The following is a 14340-nucleotide window of genomic DNA, read 5'->3' as shown; positions in this document are numbered from 1 at the left end:
AGAGGGGTATAAGAGGCAGCGTCACTCCGGCGCAGGCCGGGGGCGAGGGTGCCGCGCGTGCAGAATCTTCGGTGCGTGCGGCGCCGTGGATGCCGGAACAGGTCCGGCATGACGGGTGGGATCGGCGGTCGTGTGACCTCGCGAGGAACATTGGTTGACGCGAAGGCGCGGAGGTGTCGTGCTCGCGGTGGCGTTCCCGTTACTTTATCTCGCCGGGACACACGGGCCGCTGGCGCGGCATAGGCGCCACCTCCGCGTGCTCCGCGCCTCCGCGTGAACCCATCACGTTGCGAAGCCCGCCAGATACTCCGCGATCCGATCGGGATCGAACACGCGACCGTCGAAGAAGCGGTCCGGCCCCAAGGTCAGCCGTCCGGCGTGCGCGCCCGCCGACAGCGCCTCGGTCAACGCGCCCTCGACCTTCATGCTCGCGCCGGGCATCGCCGCATCCGTGCCCGCCAGCGCGCGGCGATAGATGTCCGGGCGGAAGACCGCGCCGGCCTGCGCCTGCGCAGCGTCGCTGGGCCGGAGCATCCGCCAGCGGACGAATTGCGAGTAGATCCACAGCGCCTGACTGCGCCACGGAAAGCCGGTCGCCTCGCGCCCGAACAGCAGAAAATCGCCGATGGCGAGCGGGACGTCGCCGGCACGCGCGACGACCCGCCCGGTCAGCGCGCGCGCGATCAGTTCGGGCGGCTGATCGACGATATCCGCGCGCGCCAGCAGCGCGGTCAGCGCGTCATGGTTCGCGGGATCGTCGCACCAGGCCGCCGCGCGGGCCAGCGCGCGGAGCAGCGCGTCGACCGTCTCGGGTTCGCGCTCCATCCAGTCGGTGCGGAAGGTCAGCACCTTCTCCACCCCGCGTCGCCAGATCCGCTCGCCGACCGCCACCGCCTCCGCCAGACCCGCGTCGATTGCGACGCTGCCCCATGGCTCGCCCGCGATGAAGCCGTCGGTTTCGCCGCTGCGCATCGCTTCGGTCATCAGCGACGGCGGCAGCACGCGCAGCACCACGTCGCGGTCGGGATCGACTCCGCCCGCCGCCAGCCAGTAGCGCAGCATCAGCGCGTGGCTGGAGAAGCGATGCACGACGCCGATGATCGGCTTGCGACGATGCAGCCCGATCGCGGCGGCGAAATCGTGCGCGGCGGCGAGCGGATCGTCGAGCCGCGCGCGCAGGTCCGGCTCCAGCGCGGCGGCGAACTCGGGCGCCATCACCAGCAGGTTGCCGTTGACGTTCAGCTTGAACGGCGTGGACAGCGCGGCGGGTTGCTGGCTGAGCCCCAGCGTCACCGCTACGGCGAGCGGGGCGAGCATGTGCGCGGCCTGCACCTGCCCGTACACCAGCCGGTCGCGCAGCGTCGCCCAGCTGGTGTCGCGGACCAGCGACAGCGCGACGCCCTCTTCCTCCGCGAACCCCATGTCGCGCGCGGCGACCAGCGCGGCGGCATCGGTCAGCGCGAGGAAGGCGGTCTTCACCGGGGTCATGCGCCGCCCCCGAGCAATTCGCTGGCGGAGATCAGCGCGGCGGCGACCTCGACGATCTTCTTGCCCTGGTTCATGGCGGCGGAGCGGAGCGCGGCATAGGCATCGGGTTCGGTCAGCCCGCGCGACGCCATCAGGATCGCCTTGGCCCGGTCGATGGTCTTGCGGTCGGCGAGCTGCGTGCGCGCGTCGTGCAGCTCCGCCTGCATCCGCGCGAAGGCGTTGAAGCGGCGGACGGCCAGGTCGATGATCGGCTTCACCCGCTCGCGCCGCAGGCCGTCGACGACATAGGCCGACACGCCCGCGTCGATCGCCGCGCCGATCATCGCATCGTCGGACTGGTCGACGAACATCGCGATCGGGCGGGCGAGCGCGCGGCTGACCGTCAGCATCTCCTCCAGCGTGTCGCGGCTGGGATTGCCGAGGTCCATCAGCACGACGTCGGGGGCCATGCGCTCGATCCGGGACACGAAGCCGCCGCGCGGGGGCACGACATGAATGTCGTCATAGCCCGCATCGCGCAGGCCTTCCTCGAGCACGTCGGCCCGTTCCCCGCTGTCATCGACGATGACGATCCGCACCCAGCCATCCTTCGCACATGCGGCAGGTGATGGCCGGGCGGGGCGGGCGCGTCAATCGGGCAGGTCGCTTCCCGCGACGCCGCTCCATGCGAGCGCGTCGCGCAGCCGTGCCGTCGCGTCCGCCGTGAAGGGGGTGCCGTGCGCGAAGACGACGCGCTCGGGCGCCAGCGCGACGAGATGGGCGAACGTGTCGCGCATTCCCGCGCCCAGCCGGAGCACCGGGCGCAGGTAGCGCGGGGTGGTGCCCTTCGCCCCGCCGCTCAGCCGCGCGATCAGCGCCGTCAGCGGCGGCAGGCGCTCCGGCTCCATCTGCTGGACGATGTCGGTCAGGATCAGCGTGCGCGAGGGGCGGTGGAAGAACCAGATCTCGCTGAACCCGGCCGCGCCGGTGATCGCGCCCTGTTCGATCGTGTCCGCCCATTCCGGCGGCGCATCGGCGGACAGGTCGCGATCGACGCGCAGGTCGCCGCGCTTCACCTGCGCGCGCTCGGCGAGGCCGGGGGCGCCCCAGACGATCGCGTCCGGACAGGCGCGCTGCCAGCCGGCGATGCGCGTCCAGTGCGCGATATTGGGCGCGACCAGATGCGTCACGGTTCCCAGTTCGGAGAGCGCGGCGGCCAGCGCGGGGGTGAAGGGGGTGGGCGAGTGGAGCAGCAACGCGCGACCGGACAGCCGCACCACCGTCATCCGGATCGGCAGCGACAGGCCGGAGGCGATCATCGGCCCGCTGTCGACGATCCACACGTCCTCGGCAAACGGCTTGAGCACATCGAGCGGCGGATAGCTGGCGGGCGCATCGCTATGCCGTTCGCGCGCCGCCATCCACGCGATCGCGCCCGCCGCGACCACGGCGCCGCCCAGCGCGATCCTGCCGTTGCGATTCATCATTCGTCTCCCGGTCGTGGCGGCGTCAACGCACCGGCCGGGTGATCCGCCGCATCGGGACGGATCAGAGGCACGCTTCCAGATAGGCCTGGTCGAAGCCGAACTGCTTGGCCTTGTCGATCGTGTATGGCCGCAGCCCCATCGAGCGATACTCGCCGATGATCTTGCCGTCGGCGCTTTCGTCCAGATACTCGAACTTGAACAATTCCTGCGTGACGATCACCGGGCCTTCCATCCCGATCACCTCGGTCACGTTGGTCACGCGGCGGCTGCCGTCGCGCAGGCGCTTCACCTGGATGATGAGGTCGACCGAATCGGCGATCTGGCGGCTGATCGCTTCCTTGGGCACCTTGATGTCCGACATCATCACCATGTTCTCCATACGCGCCAGCGCCTCGCGCGGGGAGTTGGAGTGGAGCGTGCACATCGATCCGTCGTGGCCGGTGTTCATCGCCGCGAGCATGTCGAAACATTCCGCGCCACGGATTTCGCCCAGGATGATGCGGTCCGGGCGCATACGCAGCGCGTTCTTCACCAGGTCGCGGATGCTGATCTCGCCCTGACCCTCCAGATTGGCGGGGCGGGTTTCCAAGGGCAGCCAGTGCGGCTGCTGCAGCCGAAGCTCGGCGGCGTCCTCGATCGTCAGCACGCGCTCGCCCGGGTCGATCATCTTCGACAAGGCGTTGAGCATCGTCGTCTTGCCCGAGCCGGTGCCGCCCGAGACGACGATGTTGAACCGGCACGCGCCCGCCACCTTCAGCGCGGTCGCCATCTTCGGCGACATGCTGCCGAACCCGGCCATCATGTCGAGCGTGATCGGCTTGGCGGAGAACTTACGAATGGAGATCGCGGTGCCGCGCAAGGAAAGCGGCGGCACGATCACGTTGACGCGGCTGCCGTCCTTCAGCCGGGCGTCGGCCAGCGGCGTGGTCTGGTCGACGCGGCGGCCGACCGAGTTGCAGATGCGCTGCGCGATCTGGAACAGATGCTCCTCGTCGCGGAACTGGATCTGCGCCAGCTCCAGCTTGCCCTTGCGCTCGATGAAGGTCTGGTCGGGGCCGTTGACCATGATGTCGCTGATGTCGCTGTCGGCGAGCAGTTCCTCGAGCGGCCCGAGCCCGAGCAATTCGTCGACCAGCACCTTCTCCAGCGCGAACTGCTCGCGACGGTTGAGCGTCAGCTTCAGCTCGGCAAGCACCTCGCCGATGATCGGGCGGAACTCCTCCGCCAGCTCGTCCTTGCCCAAGGTCGCGGCGGCTTCGGGGTCGACGCGCTCCAGAAGGCGCGGCAGCACCTGCTCCTTGATCCTGTGGATCGAGGCGTCGAATCCTTCCATCCGGCTGGAGCCGGCGTCGCCGCTGGCGTTCTGCCGGTCCGACAGCCGCTGCATCGCATCGATCTGGCTTTGCGGCGTCAGCGGATCGATGCCCAGCGCCAGTGCGTCGAGCGGCGGGAATTGCTCGGCCGCCGGCTCGTCGCGCGGCGCCGCGCCGGGGGCGACGTGCATCGGCTTCGCCACGCCGAAGCCGCCGCGCACGCCCGCGCCGCCGCCATTGCCCATCCCGCCCAAACGGCGTCCGAACGCGTTCATCGACCCTGATCGTCCCCAAGCTGGTCCGGGTGCCGGACTAAGGGGCAAGCCTTTCGATTCCGCTAATCATGCGCCGCCAGCTCATGGAGCAGGGCGCGGAACGCGAGCCGGCGCAGCGGCAGCGGCAGGCTGGCGTCGCCATCGGTCGCCGCCGCGCGCGCGACCAGTCGTTCGGCGTGCGCGCGGGTGGCGGCATCCTCCGCCAGCAGCGTGGCGGCGGGGAACAGCGCGACCACATCGTCGGCGCCGGCCTCGAACGCGAACCGGCACCAGCCGCGCGCGGTGCGCGCCAGCAGCAGCGCGCCGGGCGGGGCGGGCAGGACCGTCCAGCCGATCGTCTCGCCCGCGCCGCCTTCCGCAAAGGCGCGCGGGGTCATCCCCAATCGCGCGGCCTCCGCATAGAAGCGGCTGGGCGCGCCATAGCCGGCCTTATAGATGGCGGCGGTCACGCCGTCGCCGCGCCGCAGCGCCTCGGCAGCGCGATCGGCGCGCAGCGTGCGGGCCAGCGCGGCCGGCGTGACCCCGGTCAGCCGGCGGAACAGGCGGTGGAAATGATGCGGTGCATAATCGACCGCCGCCGCCAGCATGGTCAGCGCCGGCGGCTCGGCCGCGTCCAGCAGCGTGGCGGCGCGGATCACCGCCGCCCGGTCGCGCGCCACCGAATCGGGCAGGCAGCGCCGGCACGCGCGATAGCCCGCCGCGCGCGCCGCCGACGAATCGGCAAGGAAGTCGACATGCTCCCGCCGGGGCCGCCGTGCCGCGCAGCTCGGCTTGCAATAGATGCCGGTGGTGCGCACCGCGACCACGAAGCGGCCGTCGAACGCGCGGTCGCGCCGCGCGAAGGCGTCCCATGCCGTCTCGAAATCGATCGCCGCGTCCATGCGACATCCTGTAGCGCAGGCGCGCGGAGCGGGCATCCCGTGGCTTGCGGTCAAACGTCATGTTCGTTTCACTCCGGTTGCATCGCCGTTCCCCCTTTGCTACGCGCGCCGTACCCAAGCGAGGCCGCCATCGTGCGCGCCATCTGTTCGCATGGGCGGGGCACCCCTTGGGTCATGACGAGGAAAGTGGATCGCGTGGAGACTTCCAGCGGTAATCAGGGCAGCAGCATCCAGGCCGGTCTCGGTGGCCGCTACGCCAGTGCGCTGTTCGATCTGGCGGTGGAGGCCCGTGCGGTCGATCGCGTCGAACAAAGCCTGTCGGCGGTGCGCGACGCGCTGGCGGCGTCGAGCGACTTCGCGACGCTGACCGCCTCGCCGGTGATCGCGCGCGGCGAAGCGGTGAAGGCGGTGCTGGCCACCGCCGACGAACTGGGGCTGGACGCGACGACGCGCAGCTTCCTGGGCGTGCTCGCCGAGAACCGCCGTCTGGGCGAGCTGCCGCAGATCATCCGCGCGTTCCGCACGCTGGCCGCGCGCCATCGTGGCGAGACGACGGCGGAAGTGACCAGCGCGCACCCGCTGACCCCGGAACAGGTCGACGAGCTGAAGCAGCAGCTGCGCCGCCGCGTCGGTCGCGAGGTGTCGGTCGACCTGTCGGTCGATCCGCAGATCCTCGGCGGCCTCGTCGTCCGCATCGGTTCCCAGATGATCGATTCGTCGATCCGCACCCGTTTGAATGCGCTTGCCAGCGCGATGAAAGGCTGAGTTGATGGACATTCGCGCCGCAGAAATCTCCCGCGTCATCAAGGACCAGATCGCCAATTTCGGCACCGAGGCGCAGGTCTCGGAAACCGGGCAGGTGCTCAGCGTCGGTGACGGCATCGCGCGCATCTACGGGCTCGACAACGTCCAGGCGGGCGAGATGGTCGAGTTCGCCAATGGCGTGCAGGGCATGGCGCTCAATCTCGAAGCCGATAACGTCGGCGTCGTGATCTTCGGCTCGGACTCCGAGATCCGCGAGGGCGACACCGTCAAGCGTACCGGCACGATCGTGGACGTGCCCGTAGGACGCGGCCTGCTCGGTCGCGTGGTCGACGGCCTCGGCAACCCGATCGACGGCAAGGGCCCGATCGTGGGCGCGGAGCGTCGCCGCGTCGAGGTGAAGGCGCCGGGAATCATCCCGCGCAAGTCGGTGCACGAGCCGGTGCAGACGGGCCTGAAGGCGATCGACGCGCTGGTGCCGGTCGGCCGTGGCCAGCGCGAGCTGATCATCGGCGACCGCCAGACCGGTAAGACCGCCGTCGCGATCGACACCTTCATCAACCAGAAGGGCGTCAACGCCGGCTCGGACGAGTCGAAGAAGCTGTACTGCATCTACGTCGCGGTCGGGCAGAAGCGCTCGACGGTGGCGCAGATCGTGCGTCAGCTCGAAGAAAACGGCGCGATGGAATATTCGATCGTGGTCGCCGCGACCGCGTCGGAGCCGGCGCCGCTCCAGTTCCTCGCGCCCTACACCGGCTGCGCGATGGGCGAATTCTTCCGCGACAACGGCATGCACGCGGTCATCGTCTATGACGATCTGTCGAAGCAGGCGGTCGCCTATCGCCAGATGTCGCTGCTGCTGCGCCGTCCGCCGGGCCGCGAAGCCTATCCGGGCGACGTCTTCTATCTCCACTCGCGCCTGCTGGAGCGCGCGGCGAAGATGAACGAAGACAATGGCTCGGGCTCGCTGACCGCGCTGCCGATCATCGAGACGCAGGCGGGCGACGTGTCGGCGTACATCCCGACCAACGTGATCTCGATCACCGACGGCCAGATCTTCCTCGAAACCGACCTGTTCTTCGCGGGCATCCGCCCGGCGATCAACGTCGGCCTGTCGGTCAGCCGCGTCGGCGGCGCCGCGCAGACCAAGGCGATGAAGAAGGTGTCGGGCTCGATCAAGCTGGAGCTGGCGCAGTATCGCGAGATGGCGGCGTTCGCGCAGTTCGGCTCGGACCTCGACGCCTCGACGCAGAAGCTGCTGAACCGCGGCGCGCGCCTGACCGAGCTGCTGAAGCAGCCGCAGTTCAACCCGATGCCGTTCGAGGAGCAGACCGTCTCGATCTACGCGGGCACCAACGGCTTCATCGACGCGGTGCCGGTGGCGGACGTCAACCGCTATGAGGCGGCGATGCTCAGCTACATGCGCGCCGAGCACGCCGACGTGCTGACTGCGATCCGCGACAGCCGCGAGCTGGGCAAGGACACCGAGGGCAAGCTGAAGGAAGCGCTCGGGCAGTTCGCGAAGACGTTCGCGTAAAGAGCTGACACACATATGACCGTCACCCCGGCGAAGGCCGGGGTCCAGTCCGACGGTGGAAACTGGATCCCGGCCTTCGCCGGGATGACGGCAAGAGGAAAGAATGGCGTCACTCAAGGCCCTCAAGATCCGCATCGGCTCGGTGAAGTCGACGCAGAAGATCACCAAGGCGATGAAGATGGTCGCCGCCGCGAAGCTGCGCCGCGCGCAGGAGGCGGCGGTCGCCGGGCGCCCCTATGCCGAGCGGCTGGAGCGCGTCGTCGCCAGCCTGGCGCGGACGGTCGGCGTCGGTGCGTCGCCGCTGCTGGCGGGGACCGGCAAGGACCAGGTGCATCTGCTGGTCGTCGCCACCTCCGAGCGGGGTCTGGCGGGGGCGTTCAACACCAACATCGTTCGCGCCGCGCGCCGCAAGGCGGTCGAGCTGGAAGCGGCGGGCAAGACCGTGCGCTTCTATATCGCCGGCAAGAAGGGGCGGGTGATCCGCCGCTTCTATCCGACCGGGATCGTCGCCGACCACGATCTGTCGGAGATGAAGGTCGCCAGCTTCGACGCCGCCAAGGAGATGGCCGACGACCTGATCCGCCGCTACGAGGCGGGCGAGTTCGATGTCGCGCACCTGTTCTACGCGCGCTTCCAGTCGGCGCTGGTGCAGGAGCCGGTCGGGCAGCAGATCATCCCGGTCGCGGTGCCGGCGATCGCCGAGACCAAGGGTGCGGCCGCCGATGCGACGGTCGCCTATGAGCCGAGCGAGGAAGCGATCCTGGCGGACCTGCTGCCGCGCAACGTCGCGATCCAGATCTTCCGCGCGCTGTTGGAAAATGCAGCGTCGGAGCAGGGCAGCCGCATGACCGCGATGGACAATGCGACCCGCAACGCCGGCGACATGATCAAGCGGTTGAGCATCCAGTACAACCGCGCGCGTCAGGCCGCGATCACGACCGAGCTGGTCGAGATCATCTCCGGCGCCGAGGCGTTGTAAGCAAGTGACCGTCGCCCCTGCGGCAGGGCACCCATCAAAGTAGTACTTTGATGGGACCCAAGGCAGGGGCCCATGTCTCTCGATCTTGAGAGACACCGCGTGTTGAAATAGACATAGGCCCCTGCCTTCGCAGGGGCGACGAAGAGGTAAGAGAATGGCCACCGTCCTAGAGGATCGCCCGACCCATCTCACGGGCCAGACCAACAACACGGGCCGCATCAGCCAGATCATCGGCGCGGTGGTCGACGTGCAGTTCGATACCCAGCTGCCCGCGATCCTGTCGGCGCTGGAGACCGAGAACAACGGCCAGCGGCTGGTGCTCGAGGTCGCGCAGCATCTGGGCGAGAATACCGTCCGCACGATCGCGATGGATTCGACCGAGGGTCTGACGCGCGGCCAGAAGGTCAACGACACCGGCGCGCAGATCCTGATGCCGGTCGGCCCGGCGACGCTCGGCCGCATCATGAACGTCGTCGGCGAGCCGATCGACGAGCGCGGCCCGATCGCGACCGACCTGCGCGCGCCGATCCACGCCAAGGCGCCGGAGTTCGTCGACCAGTCGACCGAGAGCGCGATTCTGGTCACCGGCATCAAGGTCATCGACCTGCTCGCCCCGTACGCGAAGGGCGGCAAGATCGGGCTGTTCGGCGGGGCGGGCGTCGGCAAGACCGTGCTGATCCAGGAGCTGATCAACAACATCGCGAAGGGCCATGGCGGCACCTCGGTGTTCGCGGGCGTCGGTGAGCGGACCCGCGAGGGCAACGACCTGTATCACGAATTCCTCGACGCGGGCGTCATCGCCAAGGACGCCGACGGCAATGCGATCAGTGAGGGCTCCAAGGTCGCGCTGGTCTACGGCCAGATGAACGAGCCGCCGGGCGCACGGGCGCGCGTCGCGCTGTCGGGCCTCGCCATCGCGGAATATTTCCGCGATCAGGAAGGGCAGGACGTGCTGTTCTTCGTCGACAACATCTTCCGCTTCACGCAGGCGGGCGCGGAGGTGTCGGCGCTGCTGGGTCGTATTCCGTCGGCGGTGGGCTATCAGCCGACGCTGTCGACCGACATGGGCGCGCTGCAGGAGCGGATCACCTCGACCAACAAGGGGTCGATCACCTCGGTGCAGGCCGTGTACGTGCCCGCCGACGATCTGACCGACCCGGCGCCGGCGACGTCGTTCGCGCACCTCGACGCGACGACCGTGCTCAACCGCGCGATCTCGGAGCTGGGCATCTATCCGGCGGTCGATCCGCTCGATTCGACCAGCCGCGTGCTGGAGCCGCGCACCGTCGGTCAGGATCACTATGAGACCGCGCGCGCGGTGCAGGCGACGCTGCAGAAGTACAAGTCGCTGCAGGACATCATCGCGATCCTGGGCATGGACGAGCTGTCGGAAGAGGACAAGCTGACCGTCAGCCGTGCGCGCAAGATCCAGCGCTTCCTGTCGCAGCCGTTCCACGTCGCCGAGGTGTTCACCAACATCCCGGGCAAGTTCGTCCAGCTCGACGACACGATCCGCAGCTTCAAGGCGGTGGTGAACGGCGAGTACGATCACCTGCCGGAAGCGGCCTTCTACATGGTCGGCGGGATCGACGAAGCGGTCGCCAAGGCCGAGAAGATGGCCAAGGAGGCGTAAGCCTTTTCTCTTCGCCCCCTTCCCGATGGGGAGGGGGTCGAGTGAGGGGCGGCGACGCGCGTACCGCCTCGGGGGCGAAGTCCCGCACCCCTCACCCCAGCCCTTTCTCCTGCGGGGGAGAGGGAGTTAAGGTAAGACCATGCTGCATTTCGAACTCGTCACGCCCGAACGCCTGATCCGCTCCGAGGATGTCCATATGGTCACCGTACCGGGGACCGATGGCGATTTCGCGGTGCTGGAGGGCCATGCGCCGTTCATGTCGACGATCCGCGACGGCGACGTGCTGGTGCAGAAGACGCCGGGCGGCCAGCCCGAGACGGTCGCGATCCGCGGCGGCTTCGCCGAGGTCAATGCGGGCGGGCTGACTGTCCTGGCCGAACACGCGGGGTAAACCGCACCGCACGGTCCGGCGGGGCATCCGCCGTGCCGGGGCGGGCGCTGCGGGCATTCGCTGAAATGGCTCGTGTCCGGACCGACGGAGCCGGCGACAGGTCGCCGGGCGGATGACGGTGAGACGCGGCGTCCGTGGTGGTTGTCCCGATCCGGGGCGACGCAGCTGCCCGGCGTCGTGAACGGAGCCCGCACCGCTTCGACGACGGTGGCGCGCGCTTGTGGGCGGTCCGCCCTTTTCGACCAATTCTGACACAAGGCGGAGCGGCCGCGCTGCGCCGTTCCGGGCGCCCGAGCTTGCGGGGTCATGGTGCACTGCGCAGCCGCGTCGGCCCGGCAGGGGCGGGAGGTGCTCGCCCGCCCGGAGCGGTCGTCAGCCGTCGTGGAATTGCAGGCCGGCAAGCCGGGCGTAGAGACCGCCACGCTCGATCAGCGCGGCGTGCGTGCCCTCCTCGACGATCCGTCCGGCGTCCATCACCACGATCCGCGAAGCGGCGCGGACGGTGGCGAGGCGGTGCGCGACCACGATCGTGGTGCGGCTGGCCATCAGGCGTTCGAGCGCGTCCTGCACCAGCCGCTCGCTTTCCGCGTCAAGCGCACTCGTCGCCTCGTCGAGCAGCAGGATCGGCGCATCGCGGAGCAATGCGCGGGCGATCGCGATCCGCTGCCGCTGCCCGCCCGACAGTCGCGCGCCGCCTTCACCCAGGAAGGTGTCGAGCCCGTCCGGCAGCGCGCGCAGGAAGTCGGCGGCATGGGCCGCCTCGGCCGCTGCCCAGACCTGCGCGTCGTCGGCATCCCAACGCCCGTAGCGCAGGTTGTCGCGCGCCGAGGTGCCGAAGATCACCGTTTCCTGCGGCACCATCGCGATCCGCGCGCGCACCGCCGCCGGATCCGCCTGGGCCAGATCGACGCCATCGACCAGCAGGCGACCGGCCGAAGGCTGATAGAAATGCTGGAGCAGCTGGAACAGCGTCGACTTGCCGGCGCCCGAGGGGCCGACCACCGCCAGCGTCTCGCCGGGTTCGACCGTCAGCGAGAAATCGTGCAGCGCCGCGACATCGCGCCGGGTGGGATAGCGGAACTCGACATGCTCGAACGCGACGCGGCCCTGCGCCGGCTGGGGCAGCGCCGCCGGATGCGCGGGCGGCGCGATCTCCGGGCGTTCGGCGAGCAGTTCCGACAACCGCCCCGCCGCGCCCGCCCCGCGCAGCAGGTCGCCGTACACCTCGGTCAGTGCGCCGAAGGCGCCCGCGACGATTCCGCCGGTGAGGACGAAGGCGGCGATCGCGCCGCCCGACAGGCGACCGGCGGCGACATCCTCGGCGCCTTCCCAGAGGACCAGCGTGATCGCGCCGAAGATCAGCCCGATGACCAGCGCGGTCATGATCGCACGCAACGCGATCCGCTTGCGCGCGGCGGCCATCGTCGCCTCGACGGCGTCGCGGAAGCGCCCGCTCTCGCGCGCCTCCTGTCCGAACGCCTGGACGATCTTCATCGCGCCCAGCGTCTCGACGACGATCGCGCCGACATCGGCGATGCGATCCTGCGAGGTGCGCGACAGCCCGCGCACCCGCCGGCCCAGCAGCGCGATCGGCGCGATGATGAGCGGGATGCCCGCGACCAGCATCGCCGCCAGCTTGGGAGAGATGGTGAAGAGATAGGCGAGCCCGCCGACCGCCGTGAAGGCATTGCGCAGCGCGATCGACACCGTGCTGCCAACGACCGTCTCGATCTGTCCGGTGTCGGCGGTCAGCCGCGACGCGATCTCCGACGGGCGATTGGCCTCGTAGAAGGACGGGCTGAGCGTCATCAGGTGGCGCTGCACCTCGGTACGAATGTCGGCGACCACCCGCTCCCCCAGCCAGGCGACGAAGTAGAAGCGCACCGCCGTGCCCAGCGCCAGCACCGCGACGATCATCAGCATGTAATGGAACGATGAGGACACCGAGGCCGAGGAGGCGTCCCCGCCGGCAAAGCCGCGATCGATCACGCGCTTGAAGCTGTACGGAATCGCCAGCGTCGCGCCGGACGTCACCGCCAGCGCCGTAAAGGCGGCGGTAATCTGCAACGGATATTTCGCCGCGTGACGGAAGACCATCGCGAGGTTGCCGAGGCGGCGGGAAGGAGCGACGTCGGATGCGCTGGCCATGCGCGCGGGCCTAGCAGCGCGGACCCGCCCGCTCAACGACGTCGAGAGGGCGAAGCGCGACGCGATGGGGACCGTAAGCGGGCTGCAATCGTTGCAGTCGCGTTGCGATGTGTGACATTGCTATACGCACCGCGCCTGCGGGCCGGGGAAGGAAGACGCGAATGTTGTACGACGCCTATGAATTCCAGCGATCGTGGCTGGCCTCCGCCAGTGCGATGGCGACCGTGGGGGCGAACTGGCTGAACAATCCGTCGAACCCGTTCGCCTATCTGGGCGGCGGGCCGCTGATGGCCTCCGCGCTGGAGGTGTTCGCCCACGCGTCCGCGTCGCGCGGGAAGCCGGCCTTCGGGCTCGACACGACCACGATCGACGGCCGCGAGGTGCGTGTCGTGGAAGAGATCGTGCTGCAACGCCCGTTCGGGCAGCTCAAGCGTTTCCGCCGCGAGGGCGTGGAAGGCGGCCCCCGGCTGTTGATCGCCGCACCGATGTCGGGCCATTTCGCCACGCTGCTGCGCGGCACGGTCGAGCGGATGTTGCCGGTGGCCGACGTCTATATCACCGACTGGCGCGATGCGAAGCTGGTGCCGACGCGCGACGGACGCTTCGATCTGGACGATTATATCGATTATCTGATCGCGTTCATGGAGGCGATCGGCCCTGACAATGACGGTCCGGCCGACGGCGCGCATGGCGCACATATGCTGGCGGTGTGCCAGCCCTCCGTGCCGTGCCTCGCCGCCACCGCGCTGATGAGCGCCGACCGCAACCCGTGCCGCCCGCGCACGCTGACGATGATGGGCGGGCCGATCGACACGCGCGAGGCACCGACCGCGGTCAACGTGCTGGCGACCGAGCGGCCGTTCGCGTGGTTCGAGCAGAATGTGATCGCGACGGTGCCGTTGCTGTACCCGGGCGCCGGGCGGAAGGTCTATCCGGGCTTCCTGCAATTGTCCGGATTCATGACGATGAACCTCGGCAATCACATGATGAGCCATTACGAGCTGTTCAAGCATCTGGTCACGGGTGACGAGGACAGTGCGGAGGCGACCAAGCGCTTCTACGACGAATATCGTTCGGTGTGCGACATGACCGCCGAATTCTATCTCCAGACGATCGACACGGTGTTCCAGTCGCACAGCCTGCCGAAGGGCGAGATGATGCATCGTGGACGGCGCGTCGACTGCGGCGCGATCACCGACGTCGGGCTGCTGGCGATCGAGGGCGAGCGCGACGACATCTCCGGACTGGGCCAGACGCGCGCGGCGCTGACGATCGCGACGTCGCTGCCTGAGGAGAAGAAGCGTTACTACATGGCCGAGAGCGTCGGCCATTACGGCATCTTCAACGGATCGAAATGGCGCACCCGGATCGCGCCGGTCGTCGAGGAGTGGATGGCGGCGAACTGATGTGAGGCGGGCCGGTCGTTTGTGACGAGCGGCCCGTCCTTGGGGACTGTCAGGAATTTCG

12 protein-coding genes are annotated in these 14340 nt (G+C 69.1%); 6 read left to right on the top strand and 6 right to left on the bottom strand.

Features of this window, described 5'->3' with window-relative positions:
* Nucleotides 1–282 precede the first annotated feature (282 nt).
* From NS334_RS14390 to NS334_RS14370, 5 genes are all read right to left on the bottom strand, one after another.
* Entirely contained in the window at nt 283–1488 is a 1206-nt protein-coding gene (locus NS334_RS14390) for a CmpA/NrtA family ABC transporter substrate-binding protein (protein WP_058756649.1), read from the bottom strand.
* Complete coding sequence (locus NS334_RS14385; protein WP_058756648.1) at nt 1485–2066, bottom strand: ANTAR domain-containing response regulator; 582 nt, start codon at nt 2064–2066, stop codon at nt 1485–1487. Before NS334_RS14385 ends, NS334_RS14390 begins: the two co-directional genes overlap by 4 nt.
* Nucleotides 2067–2117: 51 nt before the next feature.
* On the bottom strand, nt 2118–2954 hold the full coding sequence (locus NS334_RS14380; protein ID WP_206542662.1) for a DUF4336 domain-containing protein: 837 nt from the start codon (nt 2952–2954) through the stop codon (nt 2118–2120).
* Nucleotides 2955–3015: 61 nt separating this feature from the next.
* On the bottom strand, nt 3016–4542 hold the full coding sequence (locus tag NS334_RS14375) for a CpaF family protein (protein WP_083500501.1): 1527 nt from the start codon (nt 4540–4542) through the stop codon (nt 3016–3018).
* Between the two features lie 62 nt (nt 4543–4604).
* On the bottom strand, nt 4605–5423 hold the full coding sequence (locus NS334_RS14370) for a bifunctional transcriptional activator/DNA repair enzyme AdaA (RefSeq protein ID WP_058756647.1): 819 nt from the start codon (nt 5421–5423) through the stop codon (nt 4605–4607).
* A gap of 195 nt (nt 5424–5618) precedes the next feature.
* Here NS334_RS14370 and NS334_RS14365 point away from each other — a divergent pair, with 195 nt between their 5' ends.
* The 5 genes from NS334_RS14365 (at nt 5619) to NS334_RS14345 (ending at nt 10725) form a co-directional block, all read left to right on the top strand.
* On the top strand, nt 5619–6188 hold the full coding sequence (locus tag NS334_RS14365) for a F0F1 ATP synthase subunit delta (protein WP_428835059.1): 570 nt from the start codon (nt 5619–5621) through the stop codon (nt 6186–6188).
* Nucleotides 6189–6192: 4 nt separating this feature from the next.
* The gene (atpA, locus tag NS334_RS14360) at nt 6193–7722 is read left to right on the top strand and encodes a F0F1 ATP synthase subunit alpha (RefSeq protein WP_058756645.1); all 1530 of its coding nucleotides are present in this window, start codon (nt 6193–6195) and stop codon (nt 7720–7722) included.
* Between the two features lie 103 nt (nt 7723–7825).
* Nucleotides 7826–8701 (top strand): F0F1 ATP synthase subunit gamma, encoded by an 876-nt coding sequence (locus NS334_RS14355; RefSeq protein WP_058756644.1) that lies wholly within the window; start codon nt 7826–7828, stop codon nt 8699–8701.
* Nucleotides 8702–8855: 154 nt separating this feature from the next.
* Nucleotides 8856–10334 carry a F0F1 ATP synthase subunit beta gene (gene atpD, locus NS334_RS14350; RefSeq protein ID WP_058756643.1) on the top strand — a complete coding sequence of 493 codons (1479 nt, stop codon included), beginning with the start codon at nt 8856–8858 and terminating at the stop codon, nt 10332–10334.
* A gap of 139 nt (nt 10335–10473) precedes the next feature.
* Nucleotides 10474–10725, top strand: a complete 252-nt coding sequence (locus NS334_RS14345) for an ATP synthase F1 subunit epsilon (protein WP_058756642.1) — start codon at nt 10474–10476, stop codon at nt 10723–10725.
* A 372-nt stretch (nt 10726–11097) separates the two neighbouring features.
* Here NS334_RS14345 and NS334_RS14340 read toward each other — a convergent pair whose 3' ends face one another.
* Nucleotides 11098–12873 (bottom strand): ABC transporter transmembrane domain-containing protein, encoded by a 1776-nt coding sequence (locus NS334_RS14340; protein ID WP_058756641.1) that lies wholly within the window; start codon nt 12871–12873, stop codon nt 11098–11100.
* A 161-nt stretch (nt 12874–13034) separates the two neighbouring features.
* Between NS334_RS14340 and NS334_RS14335 the strand changes: the two genes are divergently transcribed.
* Nucleotides 13035–14279, top strand: coding sequence for a polyhydroxyalkanoate depolymerase (locus NS334_RS14335; protein ID WP_058756640.1), 1245 nt, complete (start codon nt 13035–13037; stop codon nt 14277–14279).
* Nucleotides 14280–14340: the final 61 nt, after the last annotated feature.

Origin of the sequence: Sphingomonas endophytica (genome assembly GCF_001476895.1) — a bacterium.
GTDB lineage: Bacteria > Pseudomonadota > Alphaproteobacteria > Sphingomonadales > Sphingomonadaceae > Sphingomonas > Sphingomonas endophytica_A.
Note: the sequence above shows the minus strand (reverse complement) of the source record. Positions and strands in the feature narration are given on the sequence as shown.

Excerpts from the sequence above, each read along its gene's own strand:
- NS334_RS14335 (WP_058756640.1), top strand. The coding sequence starts at position 13,035 with ATGTTGTACGACGCCTATGAATTCCAGCGATCGTGGCTGGCCTCCGCC.
- NS334_RS14370 (WP_058756647.1), bottom strand. The coding sequence starts at position 5,423 with ATGGACGCGGCGATCGATTTCGAGACGGCATGGGACGCCTTCGCGCGG.
- NS334_RS14355 (WP_058756644.1), top strand. The coding sequence starts at position 7,826 with ATGGCGTCACTCAAGGCCCTCAAGATCCGCATCGGCTCGGTGAAGTCG.
- NS334_RS14345 (WP_058756642.1), top strand. The coding sequence starts at position 10,474 with ATGCTGCATTTCGAACTCGTCACGCCCGAACGCCTGATCCGCTCCGAG.
- atpD (WP_058756643.1), top strand. The coding sequence starts at position 8,856 with ATGGCCACCGTCCTAGAGGATCGCCCGACCCATCTCACGGGCCAGACC.
- NS334_RS14340 (WP_058756641.1), bottom strand. The coding sequence starts at position 12,873 with ATGGCCAGCGCATCCGACGTCGCTCCTTCCCGCCGCCTCGGCAACCTC.
- NS334_RS14375 (WP_083500501.1), bottom strand. The coding sequence starts at position 4,542 with ATGAACGCGTTCGGACGCCGTTTGGGCGGGATGGGCAATGGCGGCGGC.
- NS334_RS14390 (WP_058756649.1), bottom strand. The coding sequence starts at position 1,488 with ATGACCCCGGTGAAGACCGCCTTCCTCGCGCTGACCGATGCCGCCGCG.
- NS334_RS14380 (WP_206542662.1), bottom strand. The coding sequence starts at position 2,954 with ATGATGAATCGCAACGGCAGGATCGCGCTGGGCGGCGCCGTGGTCGCG.
- atpA (WP_058756645.1), top strand. The coding sequence starts at position 6,193 with ATGGACATTCGCGCCGCAGAAATCTCCCGCGTCATCAAGGACCAGATC.